Annotated in this window: 14 protein-coding genes and 3 tRNA genes; 10 read left to right on the plus strand and 7 right to left on the minus strand. The window is 40.8% G+C overall.

The features are described 5' to 3' along the window. Positions 1–46: 46 nt before the first annotated feature. The 3 genes from MTF67_RS14385 to speB all read left to right on the plus strand — a co-directional run bounded on the left by MTF67_RS14385 (position 47) and on the right by speB (position 4091). Complete coding sequence (locus MTF67_RS14385; protein WP_006794517.1) at positions 47–916, plus strand: MYG1 family protein; 870 nt, start codon at positions 47–49, stop codon at positions 914–916. Between the two features lie 328 nt (positions 917–1244). Beyond that, entirely contained in the window at positions 1245–3158 is a 1914-nt protein-coding gene (speA, locus tag MTF67_RS14390) for a biosynthetic arginine decarboxylase (protein WP_039036666.1), read from the plus strand. A gap of 3 nt (positions 3159–3161) precedes the next feature. Next, complete coding sequence (speB, locus tag MTF67_RS14395) at positions 3162–4091, plus strand: agmatinase (RefSeq protein WP_248519908.1); 930 nt, start codon at positions 3162–3164, stop codon at positions 4089–4091. A gap of 43 nt (positions 4092–4134) precedes the next feature. Here the strand turns inward: speB and MTF67_RS14400 are convergent, their stop codons facing one another. From MTF67_RS14400 to MTF67_RS14410, 3 genes are read right to left on the minus strand one after another with little or no spacing between them, the layout of a single operon-like run. Next, positions 4135–4533 carry a DoxX-like family protein gene (locus MTF67_RS14400; RefSeq protein WP_248519909.1) on the minus strand — a complete coding sequence of 133 codons (399 nt, stop codon included), beginning with the start codon at positions 4531–4533 and terminating at the stop codon, positions 4135–4137. Further along, the gene (locus MTF67_RS14405; RefSeq protein ID WP_248519910.1) at positions 4520–5542 is read right to left on the minus strand and encodes a M48 family metallopeptidase; all 1023 of its coding nucleotides are present in this window, start codon (positions 5540–5542) and stop codon (positions 4520–4522) included. Before MTF67_RS14405 ends, MTF67_RS14400 begins: the two co-directional genes overlap by 14 nt. A 9-nt stretch (positions 5543–5551) precedes the next feature. Further along, a complete protein-coding gene (locus MTF67_RS14410; RefSeq protein WP_248519911.1) occupies positions 5552–6661 on the minus strand; it encodes a YjgN family protein in 1110 nt (369 codons plus the stop codon). Between the two features lie 167 nt (positions 6662–6828). Here MTF67_RS14410 and MTF67_RS14415 point away from each other — a divergent pair, with 167 nt between their 5' ends. The 7 genes from MTF67_RS14415 (at position 6829) to msrB (ending at position 15519) form a co-directional block, all read left to right on the plus strand. Further along, entirely contained in the window at positions 6829–7560 is a 732-nt protein-coding gene (locus MTF67_RS14415; protein ID WP_248519912.1) for an RNA methyltransferase, read from the plus strand. Positions 7561–7627: 67 nt separating this feature from the next. After that, complete coding sequence (locus MTF67_RS14420; RefSeq protein ID WP_248519913.1) at positions 7628–11032, plus strand: AAA family ATPase; 3405 nt, start codon at positions 7628–7630, stop codon at positions 11030–11032. Positions 11033–11106: 74 nt separating this feature from the next. Continuing rightward, a complete protein-coding gene (gene zipA, locus MTF67_RS14425; RefSeq protein ID WP_039036671.1) occupies positions 11107–11874 on the plus strand; it encodes a cell division protein ZipA in 768 nt (255 codons plus the stop codon). Between the two features lie 76 nt (positions 11875–11950). After that, on the plus strand, positions 11951–13969 hold the full coding sequence (ligA, locus tag MTF67_RS14430) for an NAD-dependent DNA ligase LigA (RefSeq protein ID WP_248519914.1): 2019 nt from the start codon (positions 11951–11953) through the stop codon (positions 13967–13969). A gap of 10 nt (positions 13970–13979) precedes the next feature. Next, positions 13980–14501, plus strand: a complete 522-nt coding sequence (locus MTF67_RS14435) for a DUF2919 domain-containing protein (protein ID WP_248519915.1) — start codon at positions 13980–13982, stop codon at positions 14499–14501. Beyond that, positions 14501–14947 (plus strand): hypothetical protein, encoded by a 447-nt coding sequence (locus MTF67_RS14440; RefSeq protein WP_248519916.1) that lies wholly within the window; start codon positions 14501–14503, stop codon positions 14945–14947. Before MTF67_RS14435 ends, MTF67_RS14440 begins: the two co-directional genes overlap by 1 nt. 131 nt (positions 14948–15078) lie before the next feature. Further along, positions 15079–15519: a peptide-methionine (R)-S-oxide reductase MsrB gene (gene msrB / locus MTF67_RS14445; protein ID WP_006794529.1), complete on the plus strand. Its 441-nt coding sequence runs from the start codon at positions 15079–15081 to the stop codon at positions 15517–15519. Here msrB and MTF67_RS14450 read toward each other — a convergent pair. The 4 genes from MTF67_RS14450 to MTF67_RS14465 all read right to left on the minus strand — a co-directional run bounded on the left by MTF67_RS14450 (position 15516) and on the right by MTF67_RS14465 (position 17792). Continuing rightward, positions 15516–17153: a response regulator gene (locus tag MTF67_RS14450; protein ID WP_006794530.1), complete on the minus strand. Its 1638-nt coding sequence runs from the start codon at positions 17151–17153 to the stop codon at positions 15516–15518. The genes msrB and MTF67_RS14450 overlap by 4 nt on opposite strands. 324 nt (positions 17154–17477) lie before the next feature. Beyond that, positions 17478–17553 (minus strand) — tRNA-Val (locus MTF67_RS14455). 54 nt (positions 17554–17607) lie between these two features. Continuing rightward, positions 17608–17683: transfer RNA gene (locus MTF67_RS14460), tRNA-Val, on the minus strand. Between the two features lie 33 nt (positions 17684–17716). Beyond that, positions 17717–17792: transfer RNA gene (locus MTF67_RS14465), tRNA-Val, on the minus strand. Positions 17793–17905 lie beyond the last annotated feature (113 nt).

Genomic DNA, 17905 nt, shown 5'->3' on the forward strand with positions numbered 1-17905 from the left:
TACAGAGCGAGACTTCCTTATCCTTTCTAATAAAGACGCCAGTTCAGTGACCGATTTAACAGTAGTTACTCATAACGGTAATTTTCATGCCGATGATGTATTTAGCATCGCGGTGCTTAAACATGTCTACCCTTCGTTTAATTTAGTACGTACACGTGATAAAGCGCTTATGGACAGTGCTGATATAGTGATTGATGTAGGCGGGCAATACGATCCAGATGCTGGGCGTTTTGATCACCACCAACGTGGTGGCGCAGGGGAACGTGAAAATGGAATACCGTACTCCTCATTTGGATTGGTGTGGCAAAAGTATGGTTTAGCACTGTGTGACAATAATCAAGCAGTTGCAGACAGAGTTGATGCAGGATTAGTTTCAACCATTGATGCAATTGATTGTGGTCATGTTGAGGGTGTTCAGCAGGGTATAAGTTTAAGTCAAACAATTTCAATGTATAACCCAACATGGGAAGAGAGCCCAGAGTTTGATAAGTGCTTTGATGAAGCTGTCGAATTTGCTTCTCGTATGCTGACTCGATTTATAGCGTCAGCAAGTGGCAGTGTCAATGCAAAAGCAATTGTCGCTAAAGCGATAGAAAGTGCTGAAGATCCTCGCGTTATTGTGCTTGAAAAGTACACGCCATGGAAAAAAACAGTCCATATTTTGTCAAGCGAAGCGTTGTACATGGTTTACCCTTCACATTCAGGTCAATGGATACTTCAAACAGTCCCTGTCGAGCCCGGCTCGTTTGAAGATAGAAAGTCGCTTCCTAAAGCATGGGCTGGTTTGTCTGATGAAGATTTCCAAGCAAAAACGGGGTTAGACGACGCTGTTTTTTGTCACAATGGGCTATTTATTGCTGGCACTAAATCATTTGAGAGCACAATGAAGCTTGCCGAAGTGGCGTTAGCTGAATAAATGATTTAGCTTCAATAGTTAATTAGCCTGATTCTGAAATCAAATCTCTAAAGCAGACTTCAGGCTAAGTAATTAATTTGCTCCTATGCAGTTGTTTAAACCACACCTAACATTACCCCTCAATATATAAGTGTGTTACCAATCTGAGCTTTTCTTAAAGCTAGGCCCAATAAAATAAGGTTTTGTTGGTCATGCTCTTTACTATTTATTTTTAATATTAAAAATCACTCGTTACGAGTAAAAATACTTGTTGGACTTAAAGGTCTATTTTTCTTTTAATGCGCGCAATTAGCCGAACCGGCATTCATTAATTAAAAGAGAAAGATAAATGAAAGAGACAACATCACTAGAACAAGCTCGCACGAGTTACAATGTTCGTCATTGGAGCCAAGGTTTTTTTGGTATTAATGATCAAGGTGATGTGTATGTTGCTCCAAAGGCTCACGCCCCAGAGCAAACTATTGCACTGACAGATATTGCAAAACAACTTCAAGAAAAAGGCTTAAGCTTACCGGCTTTAGTGCGCTTTCCACAAATTTTACATCATCGTGTGCACAGTTTATGTGGCGCATTTAATACCGCGATTGAAAACTATGGTTACCCAAAAGACTACTTATTAGTTTACCCAATTAAAGTAAACCAACAACGTGAAGTGGTTGAAGAAATAGTAGCAAGCCAAGCCGAATTAGAAAAAAAACAATTAGGACTTGAGGCGGGCAGTAAACCAGAGCTATTAACTGTTTTGGCAATGGCAGAAAAAACCAGTGCAGTAATTGTATGTAATGGCTACAAAGACAAAGAATATGTGCGCTTAGCACTGATTGGCGAAAAGCTAGGCCACAAAGTATACATAGTGCTTGAAAAGCTTTCTGAGCTCGACATGGTACTTAGCCAAGCAAAAGCGCTAAATGTTAAACCGCGTATTGGTATTCGCGTACGTTTAGCATCGCAGGGCAAAGGTAAGTGGCAAGCAAGTGGCGGTGAAAAATCTAAATTTGGTTTATCAGCGTCGCAAGTTTTACATGTAGTAAACCGTTTAAAAGAGGCAGGCCAACTTGATTTAATGCAACTTGTGCATTTTCACTTAGGCTCGCAAATGGCAAACATTCGTGATGTGCGTTTAGGTGTGAGCGAAGCCGCGCGTTTTTACTGTGAGCTACGCAAATTAGGTGCAAGCATTGAGTGCTTAGATGTAGGGGGCGGTTTAGCTATTGATTACGATGGTACACGCAGCCAATCGCATAACTCAATGAATTACAGCTTAGCTGAGTATGCAAATAACATTGTGTATACCATAGGTGATACTTGTAAGCAGTACGCGCAGCCAATGCCGACGATTATTTCTGAGTCGGGGCGTGCACTAACAGCGCATCATGCGGTGCTTATATCTAATGTTATAGGCACAGAAAGCTACGTACCAGAGGAGCTAAAAGCGCCTGCTGGCGATGCACCGCTTTTATTAAATAATATGTGGGCATCGTTTGTGCAGTTAACCGATTTAACGGATGACCGCGCACTGATTGAAATTTATCACGATAGCCAAGGGGATTTAGCAGAGGCGCATAACCAGTTTGCACTTGGGCTTTTAGATTTAACGCAGCGTGCGTGGGCAGAGCAAGTTAACTTACGTATTTGTTATGAGCTTAACAAACACATGGATAACAAAAACCGTTTTCATCGCCCGATTATTGACGAGTTAAATGCGCGTTTAGCCGATAAGTTTTTTGTAAACTTTTCGCTTTTTCAATCATTGCCTGATGCGTGGGGGATTGATCAAGTGTTTCCGGTATTGCCATTAAGTGGCTTAACTGAAGCACCAAAAAAACGTGCTGTATTACTTGATATAACCTGTGATTCAGACGGCGCGCTTGAGCATTACGTTGATGGCCAAGGCATTGAAAGCACTTTACCGGTGCCTGAGTACAGTGCAGATAAGCCTTACTTAATGGGCTTTTTCTTAGTGGGTGCGTACCAAGAAATTTTAGGTGATATGCACAATTTATTTGGCGATACGCACAGTGCCATTATCAATATGGATGATCAAGGCGTTGCCAGTATTAGCGAAATAAACCAAGGCGATACCGTAGCCGATATGATGCGTTATGTACATTTAGATGTTGAGAGCTTTCAGCAGTCGTACGCGCAGTTAGTGTCTGCAAAAATAGATAAAAATGAACAGCAAAGCGTTTTAGACGAGTTGCAAAACGGCCTTAATGGCTACACTTATTTAGAAGAGTTATAAGCAATGTCTAGCTTGTTTGGTCATGTTGACCACTCATTGTATTCAAACGGGATGACGTTTTTACGTCGTCCTATGGTGCAAAATATTAATGCCATTGATGCAGATGTCGTTGTACTAGGCTTACCGTTTGACTTAGCAACATCGGGCCGTCCCGGTGCTCGCTTAGGGCCCGATGCCATTCGCAGAGCGTCGGTACATTTAGCCTGGGAAGACACTAAATACCCGTGGACATTTCCTTTGTTTGAGCGTTTAACGGTTGCTGATGCGGGGGACTTTACTTATCCGGTAGGCGATCCTGAGTATTTTACGGCACAACTAGAAATGGCCGCAGAGCAAATACTTCGCCAAGGGGCAACGCTGTTAGGCCTTGGGGGCGATCACTTTGTAACGCTTCCGCTATTGCGCGCGCATGCAAAAATACATGGCAAAATGGCACTGGTTCATTTTGATGCGCACACTGATACATACAGCAATGGCTCGCGTTTTGATCACGGCACTATGTTTTATCATGCCCCCATGGAAGGGCTGATTGATGAAGAGCACAGCATACAAATAGGTATTCGTACCGACTTTGACCAATCAAAGCATGAGTTTGCAGTGATTGATGCAATGCAAGCTAACGATTTGCACGCCAATGAAATAGCAGCGCGAATACGCGAGCGGGTAGGCGACTTACCCGTTTACCTAACGTTTGATATAGACTGCCTTGACCCGGCATTTGCACCAGGTACAGGCACACCGGTTTGTGGTGGTTTAACATCAGATAAAGTGCTTAAAATACTGCGCGCGCTTAAAGGTATAAATATGGTGGGAATGGATGTGGTAGAGGTATCACCGTCGTATGACCAAAGTGAACTTACCGCTATTGCCGCAGCAACAATTGCGAGCGAGTTATTGCATTTGTGGACACATAAAAATAAGTACTCACTCTAAAGTGCCCCAATAATAAAAGAGGATGTAAATCCTCTTTTATTATTTAGAGGTATCGATTACTCAAGAGTTTTATTTCTTTCAGCCATATAAAGCTCAAGGCAATAAGCGGTAAGTTGGTAGTAACTGGATTAAATGCTTCTATTAACAAATTTGGCTGCATGACCGCAACGGCCCCTAACAGGCCGCATAATAAGAAAATATTTAACCAAACTAGCTGTTTATTTTTATAAAATATAATTAGTAACAGCCCAAAAATAACCTCAGCAATACCGGCACCGCGCGTAATCAAATCAGACACTTGTGCAGAATAGCCAGCACTGCCAGTCATTAACTTTTCAAGAGGGGCAACGTGATAAATCTTTGGAAAAAAGCCATGATACATCCAACTCAACCCCACAATATAGCGTGTAATTTGTATATAACCGCGGTTATTTCCTAGCATTATCTATTCGCTCCTGTGAGCTGGGGTGGCTTGATAAGTATTCGAGTAAGTTATTTACCTTTTTAAGGTGTTCGTTTTCAGTGGTATGCGCACTTTGCAAAGCTTCAATTGCATCGGCAAAATCGTTGCTTGAATAGCCTAAGTTTTCTAGTTGAGTTGATGCATAACTGTCTGCTTCTCGTTCCATATCTCGCGAAAAGCCTTGTTGGGCAAACGAGGCACCAGTCCCCAAGGCAACCTCAGCTATTCCCTCTAAATCACCGAATATAACGGCAAGTACAATCGTACTTGCTGCCGATTGTGCTGTTATGCGAACACTATGCTGGTGGACGACATGGCCAATTTCGTGAAGTAACACTGCTTTTAGTGCATTGGGCTTATCGGCCAGTAAATTAGCTAATTCATCTGTGACCACAATTCGGCCATGAGGGAGTGCAAACGCATTAGCACCAAAGCTTTGGGATTTATAAAACGAAAGCCTATACACCGACTTTTCAAGTGCAAGCTCATCAAGCATAGTTTTAAAGTGTCGCTGAACTCTGGCTTGTTGTTCGTCAGGTAACTCTGTTGGGTCTAGTGCTAATTTTTTAATTACAGCAAAACTTTGCTCACCCATTTGTTCAACAACGCTATGCGGAAGAGTATCAACACTATAAACAGCAATTGCGGGCACAACCTTGTATAGCATTAACCACATAAAAAGAGGTGTAACTACAATTGCTGCAATAATAGCCCACTTATTTTTTTCAAGCCGCTCTAATGAGTGATGATTTTTGGCGTTAAATGGCCACCTAAAATCTACATCAAGCGGAATAAACCGACCACCATCGTCAAAGCTTAGTTCGTCGGCAAGACCTGCAATAGCCGAACTTAAATTAAGTTTGTTAATTGCATAGCGGACAGGTTCTTCGTTACCGTGATTAATTTCAACGTGTGAGCCGCTAATTTTGGCGACACACAGCTGATAGTTACTCGAAGCGTTTGGAAAATAATGTCCCTGAACGTTCATAATAAACTCTTATGTTAACGACAAATCAATATCAAATACGTTAGCCGCTTCCTCAGCAAAGGATGACTGCTGCTCTTGCGTTGTATCTATTAAGTTTAATGCGCCAGGGTATATATCAACTGTTGTAGCCTCGGCAAGCATTTTTGATGTGCGAATTTGTGTCCAGGGGTAAGCAAGCCCTAATGAAAACACAATAGCTAGCATGTTGGTTAAAAGTAAAATGGCGTAAGGAATAGGTTTAAGCTCAGATTTAAACGATGCTACATCTTCAAATTGGCTATTATTAAAAATATGATTTCTAATTGCCGCTTTCCATACCGCGGTTACTATGGCAATCATCACGACGTAAGCAATCATTAACCCACCAAACATAACCCCCATTTTTGCAGGGTCTTGAGCTGCTTGTTGGTTTTCTACATTGAGTAAATCAAGTCCAAATAGTCCTAAAATAGCCATAAATATTACCATGGTGATAGAGCTCACCACAAAGCAAATAAGGGCTGTTAGGTAATAAGTTTCACCTTTAAGCTTTACGCTTAATGGCTTATTGCCATAGCTAATATTACTATGAATGTAAGTATCTATGCGCTTTAAAACATAAGGCATTAATAAATAAAGCGTAAAAACACTGGCAATCGGTAATAGAATAAAGTTAATGAAGGCTTCGCCGTAATCCCCTTTAAATGCAAAACGCACATTTCGATGACGGGTCATACGCATATTAAAACGTAAACCTTGGTTAATAATCCACGGCATTAAAAAAATAAAAGCGATGGCAAATAAAAAGCCTATCAGTGGAAAAAAGCTGACAGCAAAGGTGTAAATTAAAAATACAATGACCGCTAAAATACGGCCTTTTAAAATTTGCATTGGAGTAGCTAAGTAGTCAAAGCTGTGGCCATCTATACGAGTATGCCCATAAAAATAGCGCATTGTACGCACTTTTGCCCAGGCAGAATAAATGCCCAATGTTAGTACGCTTAGTAAGATATTAACTATCCAAATACCAAAAAACTCACCGCCTTTGCCACTAAATTGCACTTTAGAGCTAGATAACGGGGTGAGTGGATTCGCGCTCGATTCGTTTGATTGTGAAGGGGTTGGGTGTATTGATTCCATTAAAAGCCATTCCATGTTGTTTTTTTGTTAATTTACCGATTTTAAGTGCAAAACTCAATATTTATCCCTGCAATCGGACTTTTAATTTCTAAGGTGAGTTCAAACTAGGTGATACATTTTTTATAATGAACTCTGTTATACTGGACGGATAATTTTATGGGGCTGTTATGATTTCAAAAAACCAACTCAAACTTATTCGCCAACTTGGCCAAAAAAAGTACCGAAAGCAATATAATCAATACCTTGTACAAGGCGAAAAAAACGTACTTGAGTTGCTTAATAGCACACTAAACGCAGTTGATGTATTTGCAACTTCGGCGTTTATAAATGCTCATCAAAGCTGTTTTCCAAGCACCCATATCATTGAAGCCGACGAGGACGTTCTTACTAAAGCGAGCACGCTAGTAAGTAATAATGCCGCAATTGCAATTGTTGATATGCCAAAAGCCGACTTACCCAAAATAAAAGGGTTAATATTGGCTCTTGATGGCGTGTCTGATCCTGGCAATTTAGGCACAATAATTAGAGTAGCCGACTGGTATGGTATTAAACACATTGTTACCAGCACAGACAGTGCAGATGCCTATAACCCAAAAACAATTAGCGCCACAATGGGGTCATTTGTAAGAGTTTCAGTTAGTCAGGTCGATTTGCCTGCTTACCTACAAACACTCAAGTTACCAATTTACGGTGCGTTTTTAGATGGCCAAAGCGTACACAAAACAAAGTTTAATGGCGAGGGTGTATTGTTAATGGGTAGCGAATCTCATGGGATTCGCCAAGCCTGTGCGGGTTTAGTAACCGATAAAATAACAATTCCTGCATTTGGTGAGGCCGAGTCACTTAATGTGGCTATGGCAACAGGGATTATTTTAGATAATTTTAAACGTCAAGCTTAACATACGTGTGTTCTTTGAGTTAAATTGCCCATGAATAACAACAATAATAAATTGGTAAAACAACCAGATGCGCTTAAGCACTATTAAATTAGCGGGCTTTAAATCGTTTGTAGAGCCCACTAAAATACCGTTTCCAGATCAAATGACCTGCGTTGTTGGGCCAAACGGCTGTGGCAAATCTAATGTGATTGATGCGGTAAGATGGGTGCTTGGAGAAAGCTCAGCTAAAAACCTGCGTGGCGATGCCATGACAGATGTTATTTTTAACGGCTCAACTAATCGAAAAGCCATTTCGCAAGCCTCTGTAGAGCTGATTTTTGATAACTCGCTAGGCGATCAAGAATTAAAAAGCACCTTTGCCGATAGAAACCAAATAGCGATTAAGCGTTTAGTAACACGCGATGGCCAATCGTTATACTTTTTAAATGGCAGCAAATGCCGCAAGCGTGACATAACTGATATATTTTTGGGCACTGGGCTTGGCCCTCGCAGTTATGCGATTATTGAGCAAGGGATGATATCGCGCTTAATTGAAAGTAAACCTCAAGAACTTCGCGTGTTTTTAGAAGAAGCTGCTGGCGTATCTAAATACAAAGAGCGTCGCCGCGAAACGCAAACGCGGATTAAAAGTACCCGAGAAAATTTAGAACGTTTATTAGATGTTCGTAAAGAGTTGCAAAGCCAGCTCGATAAATTGGCTGTTCAGTCACTTGATGCTAAAAAATACCGTGAACTTAAAGCAACAGAGCGCACATTAAAAGGTCAAGTAGCTGTTTTAAAATGGCAAAAGCTGCATCAACAACAATTAGACAAAAGCGAGCAAATCAAAAAGCTTAATGAGCAAATAAGCTTTTTTAAAACGGCTCACTCAGGGCACGATGATGTGCTTGCAACACTTGAAGGAGAAGTACAAGCTCAGCAAGATAAATTAAATGATGCGCAGCACCAGCAACATATTACTCATACCGAGTTAACTCGAGCCGAACAGCAAAAAATTAGTGTTAAACAACAAATACAGTCACTTAAACAAAGCTTAATAAAATTACAACAACGCCAAACAGATAGCCTTGAGCAAAAAGCGCAACAGCAGCACATATGCGAAGAACTTGATGAAGCACTGCAAGAGGCAATAGAAAGCAGTTTAATGTGCGAAGAGCAAGTGAGTGAATTGTCATTTGAGCTTGAGGGGTTGCAGGGTACTAAGCAGCGAAGTTATTCGAATTGGCAAACACTCAACGAACAACAGCAACACCTTACCACTCAGGTGCAGTCGCAAAGTAGTGAAATAAAGCACACGCAACAGCAAATAAATCATGTTAATGAGCAACTTAGCCAATTAAATTTACAGCTTGATGAACTAAAAAATAATAATGTAGAACATCAGCTGGCCGAGCAAAAACAGCAGCGCCAAGCACTCACTGAGGCGCTTGCAAAAAATCAAAGCGCGCTTGCGCAATGTGAAGTTAAATTGACTCAGCAAAATAGGCTGGTTGATGAAACTCAAGACAATCATAAAACACTGACACAGAAAGAAAATGAACTAAACGCCCGTATTGCTGGGCTTAAAAGTGCATTGGGGTTAGATGAAGAGGTCAGTGACTCAACAGGGGTTCTAAGCCAGCTCATAGTGCAAGATGGTTTTGAGCCATTAATAGAGCAAGCACTTAAGTCGCTCACGCATTTAAGTGTAACAGAGCAGCAATCAACTAATAGTATATGGCCAAGCAGTCAGCCTTTACTTAAGGCAAGCTTGGCAGATTATATTACCGCTGGCGTGTACCCTGACTTACTCACGCGAATTGGCTATAGCGAACACGCCGATTTAACTATGCTAAATGATGACTATTACATTGCCATAATGGATAAAAAAGGCGAATTGCATGGTCGTAATTGGCACGTAAACGCAGATAGTAACACCGACAACTCACTGCTAATAAAGCATAAGCAACTTCACGCGCACACCAATGAGGTCATACAGGTTAAAAGTCAGCTTGAAAAGGTCAAAAGTGAGCTTGAACAATACACTGTAATACAAGCAGAGCTTAATACCGAACAAAAAGCACTCAAAGACGTTATTCATCATCTTGCTCAACAAATTGCTATTTCAAGTACCCGAAGCGATATGCTCACAGAGCAGGTTACTCAACATCAACATCAGCTATCAAAAATAAAAACACAAGAGCAAGCGATAAGTGCGTCACTGGTGCAACTCAATAAGCAGCTTGATGAACAAACCGAGCAATATGAACTATTTGTTGAGCAGCAATTAAATTTAACAGATGAAACTGAGATTGCGAATGATGAGCGCATGCTCAGCGATAAAAATTATAGCCAAGCACTCAGCGCATTGGAGCAATACAAAACGCAGGCTCATCAGGCAAGCTTAAGTCAGCAAAAAGCACGAAGTGAATGGCAGTTAAGTCAAACAAAACTGAGCCATGCAGCGCAAGCCTATGAAGAGGCAAAACAAGGGGCTGAAGAATTAGTTTTGGAAATAGAGGCGTTACTTATTCCAGAAGAAACACTTAGTGAATCAATTTCAACCTTACTAGAAAAGCATCAGCAAGGCGAACAACGATTAGCGCAATTGCAAAACGATTTATCACAAGCTAAAGACGCCTTGCATACAAAGCAAGCTAGCCTTAAAAATTCGCAAGGTGAGCTGCAAGGGCTTCAAGAGCAACATCAAAAATTAACACTTGAAGAGCAGAGCTTATTAATAAAGGCACAAGCTGCACTTGAGCCATTAGATGAGCTTAAACAAAGCTTAAAAGCCGTACTTGAAACATTACCTGACGACTTAACCCTAAATGCAGCGCAAAACCAATTAACAGGTATTACAAATCAGCTAGACAAGTTGGGTGCGGTTAACTTAGCAGCTATAGAAGAGTTTGATGTTGCAAAACAGCGCAGTGAGTATTTAGATAATCAGTTAGAGGATTTAACTAAAGCGTTAAATACCCTTGAAGGGGCTATTCGGAAAATAGATACCGAAACAAAAACGCGCTTTAAAGCCACGTTTGATCAAGTTAATGAAGACTTTGCACAGCTGTTTCCTAAAGTTTTTGGTGGAGGGAGTGCGTATTTGGAATTAACCAGTGACGATTTACTTGAAAGTGGTGTTAGTATAATGGCACGGCCGCCAGGTAAGAAAAATTCAACTATTCACTTGTTAAGTGGTGGAGAAAAAGCGCTGACGGCATTATCATTAGTGTTTTCTATATTCAGGCTAAATCCAGCCCCGTTTTGTATGCTGGATGAAGTTGACGCACCATTAGATGACGCAAACGTTGTTCGCTTTTGCCGTTTGGTGGAAGAAATGTCACAATCAGTGCAATTTATTTATATAAGTCATAACAAAATTGCAATGGAGATGGCGGGGCGTTTAACCGGTGTGACTATGGCAGAGCCGGGTGTATCTCGAATGGTTGCAGTAGATATTGAACAAGCGGTGCAACTTGCACACGCATAAATTTTTATAACACGTGTATTAGTTTTTAATTACTATACAGGTTTTAGGCATAACAAATAATAAAAGGTGAGGGGATGGCCGAACAATTAAGATGGGTTTTAATCATTATCAGTGTGATTGTCATTGGTGGCTTATTAGTCCATGGTTTATGGTCTGTAAGAAAAAAAGAGAGCCCAGATACGTCCGTTAATGAACGGGTTGAACCACTCCAAGAAAGCCAAACAGCTTCCTCTCATTCATATAGTCAAAAAGCTGAGCCAAAAGAGCCGGTAATTAGTGAGCGTGACGAACCACAGCTAGGGGAACTTAACTTTGATGCTAATGAGCCTCAAATTGAGCCCAGCGCGCCAGAGGTTCCTATTGAAGATGACCTGAGTGTTGTTGACGATTTAGAATCGGTTGAGCAAACTAATGAACAACCAAAAGAGCCAGTACCCGATTTTGTTATTGTACATATACAAATGCCAGAAGGTTTAACTATGCAAGGCAGCAAGTTATTACCTGCTGTGAATACGCTTGGTTTTAAATATTCTGAAGAAGGCTTTTTTAATCGTCATTTAGACCCTGCAGGCCAAGGACCAGTGTTGTTTAGATTAGTTAATATGTACAACCCAGGAACGTTCGATATAGACAATATGGAACAGTTTAGCACCGCAGGTGTGAGCTTATTTATGACCTTGCCGTGTGACGGTGACGGACTAGCAGCCTTTAATATGTTGCACAGTGCGGCTAAAAAAATAGCCGACGAATTTGGCGCGCACATATTAGACGCAGAACGCGAAGAAATGAGTGTTGAGCGTGTAAGGCAATATGTTGAGCAGGTTCGTGCTTTTTCAGCGTAACAATTTGTAATATATAATTTTACAAGCCACTGGGCGATATCGTCAAAGTGGCTTTTTTATGTTTTTTGAGGTTTAAATGTCTAGCAGCATTAGTGAGCAAATTAATCATCTTCGTACCCTATTAGAGCAGCACAATTATAATTATTATGTGCTTGATACCCCAAGCATTCCTGATGCTGAATACGATAGGCTATTACGCGAACTCAGTGCGCTTGAAACACAAAACCCTGAATTTTTATCTGCTGATTCACCGACTCAAAAAGTAGGTGGTGCAGCGCTTAGTAAATTTGAGCAAGTTGCTCATCAAGTGCCAATGCTATCGCTTGATAATGCGTTTAGCGAAGATGAATTTACGGGCTTTAATCGCCGAATAAAAGAGCGCTTAATGAGCACAGATGAGCTCACTTTTTGCTGTGAGCCAAAACTTGATGGGTTAGCGGTATCTATTATTTATCGTGATGGAGTGTTGGTACAAGCTGCAACACGAGGTGATGGCTTTACAGGCGAGAATATTACTCAAAATGTAAAAACAATTCGTAACGTCCCCCTTAAGTTGCGTGGCAACTACCCCAAAGAGCTTGAAGTGCGTGGTGAAGTATTTATGGACAGCGCTGGGTTTGAAAAGCTAAACAATGAAGCGCAGAAGCGTGGCGAAAAAGTATTTGTAAATCCACGTAATGCGGCGGCAGGTAGCCTACGCCAGCTAGACTCTAAAATTACCGCAAAACGCCCACTGATGTTTTATGCATACAGTACTGGTTTGGTTGCTGATGGCTCAATTCCAGAGGATCACTTTCAGCAATTAGAAAAGTTAACTGATTGGGGCTTACCCCTTTGTCCAGAAACAAAGCTGGTGGAAGGGCCAAAAGCTGCACTAGATTATTATGATGATATTTTAACGCGTCGCAGTGAGCTTAAATATGAAATTGACGGCGTAGTAATAAAAGTTAATAAAAAAGCCCTACAAGAGCGTTTAGGCTTTGTAGCGCGGGCACCTCGTTGGGCTATTGCCTATAAATTTCCGGCGCAAGAGGAAGTCACTCAACTCCTTGATGTAGAGTTTCAAGTTGGTCGTACAGGTGCAATTACGCCTGTTGCTCGTTTAGAACCTGTGTTTGTAGGCGGTGTAACGGTGTCTAATGCGACGCTTCACAATGGTGATGAAATTGCTCGGTTAGGCGTGAAAGTCGGCGATACAGTGATTATACGCCGTGCTGGTGATGTGATTCCGCAAGTAACGCAAGTTGTGCTTGAACGCAGGCCCACAGATGCAAGAGACATTGTGTTTCCATCAGCTTGCCCTATTTGTGACTCCCATGTAGAAAAAGTAGAAGGGGAAGCTGTAGCCCGTTGTACTGGTGGCCTAGTATGCCCCGCTCAGCGCAAGCAAGCTATAAAGCACTTTGCCTCGCGTAAGGCACTAGATATAGATGGTCTTGGCGATAAAATTGTTGATCAATTAGTGGACCGTGAGCTTATAAAAACTCCGGCTGATTTATTTATATTAAAGCAAGGTCACTTTGAATCACTTGAGCGCATGGGGCCTAAATCGGCTAAAAACTTAGTTACTGCTTTAAATGAAGCAAAAGCCACTACGCTTGCTAAATTTTTATATTCACTGGGTATTCGAGAAGCCGGTGAGGCTACGGCACAAAATTTAGCGAATCACTTTTTAACGCTAGAGAATATTATTAGTGCTAGTGTTGAAAGCCTCACACAAGTCAGCGATGTAGGCGATATTGTAGCATCGCATGTACGAGGTTTTTTTGATGAAGAGCACAATTTAGCGGTGGTTAATGCGCTTATTGAGCAAGGTGTTCATTGGCCTGCGCTAAGCGCACCGTCAGAGGATGAGCAACCGCTAGCGGGGCTTACTTATGTACTTACAGGTACGCTCAATACGCTTAATCGCAATGATGCTAAAGCGCGCTTACAACAGCTAGGTGCAAAGGTGTCAGGTAGTGTATCTGCTAAAACTGATGCTTTAGTAGCGGGTGAAAAAGCCGGTTCTAAACTCACAAAGGCTCAAGATTTGGGGATAGACGTGCTCACAGAGGATGATTTAATCGAGCTCCTTAAAAAGCATAACGGCTAGGAAAGTAGTAATGAGCCAATACGGACCTCAATACTGGGATAAATACGGGAGTTACCGCACGCCTGTTGCGTTTCACTTAAGTGTAGTGGTGTTGCTGCGTGCTTATTTTATTTGGGTTATTGCGGCACTGAGCCGACGACCAGAGCTTGACTTAATGTCGTTATTTTTTAGGTCTAAAAGCGACTTTTTTATTGCTATTGCCATTGGCAGTATTGCGATATTACCTACGTTGTTATTTTGCTTGCGCCGCCCTCGCGATTCACATAGCTCCACTGACAGATTGGAGAGTATTTGGCGGCATATGCGTTGGCCATTAATTGTATGCGCGCTAATAGATTTAACGTGGCTAATAGTACAAGCGGCACATAGCCATTACCGGTTTTCACTTTTTTTAGCGGTGCAAATGGTTATTGTGTTTTGGGTGCTTTGGTATTTAGTTAAAAGTCGTTATTTAACCGTGTTTTTTAAAGATTGGCCTGAGCCAACAGAAAAAGCATCAGATGATAAAAAAGATCTTAAAAAGGATTCATAGTGGACTCAGTAAACAAAAAAATAGCATTAACCATTGCACTCATCTGTTTTGTGCTTATTGGTTTAATGTTTGCCTATGAACTATTTGAAGTTATTTGGTTTAAAGTATTTATAGGAGTTTGGGTGTTTGTGTTTTGCTCAAGCATGTACAGGCTTACACCACTATTTAAAGCGCGAAACCGTTTAGAGCACTTTGTTCAACGCGATGCGCAGCACTTACTAGTGTTTAGCTTAATGGGCTTTTTTGATAAAAAACATGGTCCAAATTGGCTGGTTATACAAAGCATTGAGCGCGTAGTGAGTAAAGATGACGAGCTAATTATTTGTAGCAATAATGACCGGCAACTAAGTGTTAGCTTACCCGTTAAAAAAGCGGAGTTAGAGGCGTTTATGCAGCGTATTTTTACTACTGCAGAAAAGCAAACTATTACCTTTGAACAAGCTTGATCGCGGCGTCATTCATCCACGTAACAATAAAAAGCTTTAGCCATATAACCTGACCTTTGTTTTATATAAATTAATTATCTGGAGGCCAGATTATACACCCTATTCGTAATACAGGTTTTCATGAGGTTACTATGTTGAAATGGAAAGATGTGATTAACTTTGCCAATAATGGCAACCCTGCACCCAGTAAAAAAGTCATTAAAACCGATGAACAATGGCGTGAACAATTATCAGAAAACGAATACTACGTAACTCGTATGAAGGGGACAGAGCGTCCTGATATGTCTGGTAGTTGTACATTACTAGAGCCCGGTAAATATGTGTGTGTTTGTTGCGATAATTTATTGTTTGATGCTGACGAAAAATTTGAAAGCGGAACAGGCTGGCCTTCATTCACTCAGCCAGCAACGATAGAAGCAATCGGCTATGTACGCGACGTCAGCCATGGCATGGAGCGTGTAGAGGTTGTATGCAACGTGTGTGATGCGCATTTAGGGCATATATTTCCAGATGGCCCACTACCAACGGGCCTTCGATACTGCGTTAATGGTGCAGCAATGAAAAAGCTTTAGTCTTTGAGGTTTAGCTTCATCTCTTTTGCTTGATTCATAATTTTATCTAAGCGCTGCGCTTGATCTGCTGGCAGGTCAGATTTGTCCAATAAGGCGTAGCATTTTTTAGCAAGTCCTATATTCAATGAGCTGCCACTTTGCTTGGTCGAATCAAACAAGCATTGTAATAAATTAAGTGCAATGCTTTGATTGCGTGGCATAACTCTAAACGCATGCGTAAATGCTTCAAGTGCTGTGTTTAATTGCCCTTTGTTAAATTGGGTTACCGCATGGTTATTAAGTTCTTTTGGCCCCATTTTAATATCACGTCGTTCGCTTTGTTGTTGCTGTATATAGCGTAAGTAGGTGGGTTCGCTGGTATTTGGGTGTCTTTCACAATGATTAATTATTTGCGAAAATAACATTTGCGCCTTTTGATGAAACCCTAGCTCATGAAAGGCTTTTGCTTTATCAAGCGCGCCATCTACTGAGCGTATTATTGAGTCGTCATCTTCTAATTGTTCAATGAGCTTTTTAGCTTTTTGATGCTCATCTTTTAAATAATGAAGCCGCGCATTAAGCACATCAATTTGCGATTGATTCGTACTGTTAGGAAATTGGGTTTTTAAATCGTTTATATATTTATTTGTCTGCCTTGAAATTCGTTGCACTTGATCAGTTTGATCTGTTGTTAACGCAAAATCGATTCCTGCTCGAGCCGCATTTAAGTAAATGTCGGGATGATCGTAAATAGAGTGCTTAGCAAAGTTTGCTATATCTTTTTGTGTAAGGTAGTTTTTTTCGTAGTCGTGATTAATTAACGAGACTGTACTTAACGATTTTTGACGCGATATATTACGTGGTGCAATTGTGGCAGCTTGGCTCAAAAAATCTTGTGCCAATTCAAATTGATTGAGTTTTATTTCTAACCGACCTAATAAGTCTAATGCAACAAGGCGGGTTTCTTGACGTTCTAGCATGGTTTTTAACATGCGCTGCGCCAAAATGTGCTCGTTGTTTGCTATAAGCGCTTCAACTAGCCCCACCTTTGCCCAAGCAAACTTTTGAATGTCGAGCACGGATTTAAAAAAATCTTTGGCCTCTTGAGCCCGCTTTAACCGAAGAAGAGCGTCACCTTTCAGGCGAAGTAAGATAGGGCTGTAATTATTGTCTTTTCTTTCAAGTGCGGCATCAATATATTTTACTGCTTTTGAATCATTGCCATCATCAATAAGCGTGTATACGGTTTGAAGATCGTGTTTGCGCTTTAAAATACGTTCAATTCGGGTCTTGAGTTCTTGCCCTGTAAAAGGTTTGACTAAAAAATCATCCGGTTGAAGCTCAAGTACACTGTGTACTAATGAGCCACTTGTTTCAGCTGAAATAAAGATAAAGCCAGTGGAGTTTTTTATAAGTTTTTTTACTCTTAGCTCTTCGTACAATTGGTAACCGTCTTGGTGTTTGTTTAAATTAAACGAACAAACAATTAAATCAAATGATTCACTTAAACATTGCTCTTTGGCTGAATTTGCATGATCGGCAAAACTCAACTGCCGAAAGCCGAGCCTTTCTAACGATTGTTTCATATAGCTTTGAGCAAGCGGTTGCTCTTCGACTATTAGTATTTTGGCTTTTGAAAATATCTTAGTTGGCATTGGCTTAAGCGTTATCACTTTTAACACAGACTATAATCAACAGTTTAGCTGCTTACAAGAGAATTTAAATGCTAGCTGTATTTATTAGGTAATTAGGTTTAACTAATACGTTTATATGGTCATAAAGTGTCATTTTTATCAGGTGCTGTAATAACGGGTTATGTACGTATTTGAATAGGTACTAAATAATAGGGTGTGGTTAATCTGTCATTAATAGTAAAGAAAGGGGGGGGCTCTTTTTTATAATAGATTTAATTATTCGAATAAGAATTTAATAAAAATAGGAAAGGAATTAAAAATAGATATCGAGGAAGTATTTATATGTGGTGGGTGATACTGGACTTGAACCAGTGACCCTCGCCTTGTAAGGGCGATGCTCTCCCAACTGAGCTAATCACCCACATATAATAGGTATTACTTTTTTAAACTTATTAATTAATCGCTTAGTATAATTTGGTGGGTGATACTGGACTTGAACCAGTGACCCTCGCCTTGTAAGGGCGATGCTCTCCCAACTGAGCTAATCACCCAAATTATATATTTAATATGCACCATTCTAAAAATGGTGGGTCGTACTGGACTTGAACCAGTGACCCTCGCCTTGTAAGGGCGATGCTCTCCCAACTGAGCTAACGACCCATATTAAATTTTAAAACGCGACTATCAATATAATAGATTTATATGTGGTGGGTGATACTGGACTTGAACCAGTGACCCTCGCCTTGTAAGGGCGATGCTCTCCCAACTGAGCT

It is taken from the genome of Pseudoalteromonas sp. 2CM32C (genome assembly GCF_023161925.1).
Taxonomy (GTDB): Bacteria; Pseudomonadota; Gammaproteobacteria; order Enterobacterales; family Alteromonadaceae; genus Pseudoalteromonas; species Pseudoalteromonas marina.

What these genes read in the sequence shown, in the direction of transcription:
- speB (WP_248519908.1), top strand. Translation starts at nt 3,162, where the DNA reads ATGTCTAGCTTGTTTGGTCATGTTGACCACTCATTGTATTCAAACGGG.
- MTF67_RS14400 (WP_248519909.1), bottom strand. Translation starts at nt 4,533, where the DNA reads ATGCTAGGAAATAACCGCGGTTATATACAAATTACACGCTATATTGTG.
- MTF67_RS14450 (WP_006794530.1), bottom strand. Translation starts at nt 17,153, where the DNA reads ATGCCAACTAAGATATTTTCAAAAGCCAAAATACTAATAGTCGAAGAG.
- msrB (WP_006794529.1), top strand. Translation starts at nt 15,079, where the DNA reads ATGTTGAAATGGAAAGATGTGATTAACTTTGCCAATAATGGCAACCCT.
- ligA (WP_248519914.1), top strand. Translation starts at nt 11,951, where the DNA reads ATGTCTAGCAGCATTAGTGAGCAAATTAATCATCTTCGTACCCTATTA.
- zipA (WP_039036671.1), top strand. Translation starts at nt 11,107, where the DNA reads ATGGCCGAACAATTAAGATGGGTTTTAATCATTATCAGTGTGATTGTC.
- MTF67_RS14415 (WP_248519912.1), top strand. Translation starts at nt 6,829, where the DNA reads ATGATTTCAAAAAACCAACTCAAACTTATTCGCCAACTTGGCCAAAAA.
- MTF67_RS14420 (WP_248519913.1), top strand. Translation starts at nt 7,628, where the DNA reads ATGCGCTTAAGCACTATTAAATTAGCGGGCTTTAAATCGTTTGTAGAG.
- speA (WP_039036666.1), top strand. Translation starts at nt 1,245, where the DNA reads ATGAAAGAGACAACATCACTAGAACAAGCTCGCACGAGTTACAATGTT.
- MTF67_RS14405 (WP_248519910.1), bottom strand. Translation starts at nt 5,542, where the DNA reads ATGAACGTTCAGGGACATTATTTTCCAAACGCTTCGAGTAACTATCAG.
- MTF67_RS14435 (WP_248519915.1), top strand. Translation starts at nt 13,980, where the DNA reads ATGAGCCAATACGGACCTCAATACTGGGATAAATACGGGAGTTACCGC.
- MTF67_RS14410 (WP_248519911.1), bottom strand. Translation starts at nt 6,661, where the DNA reads ATGGAATCAATACACCCAACCCCTTCACAATCAAACGAATCGAGCGCG.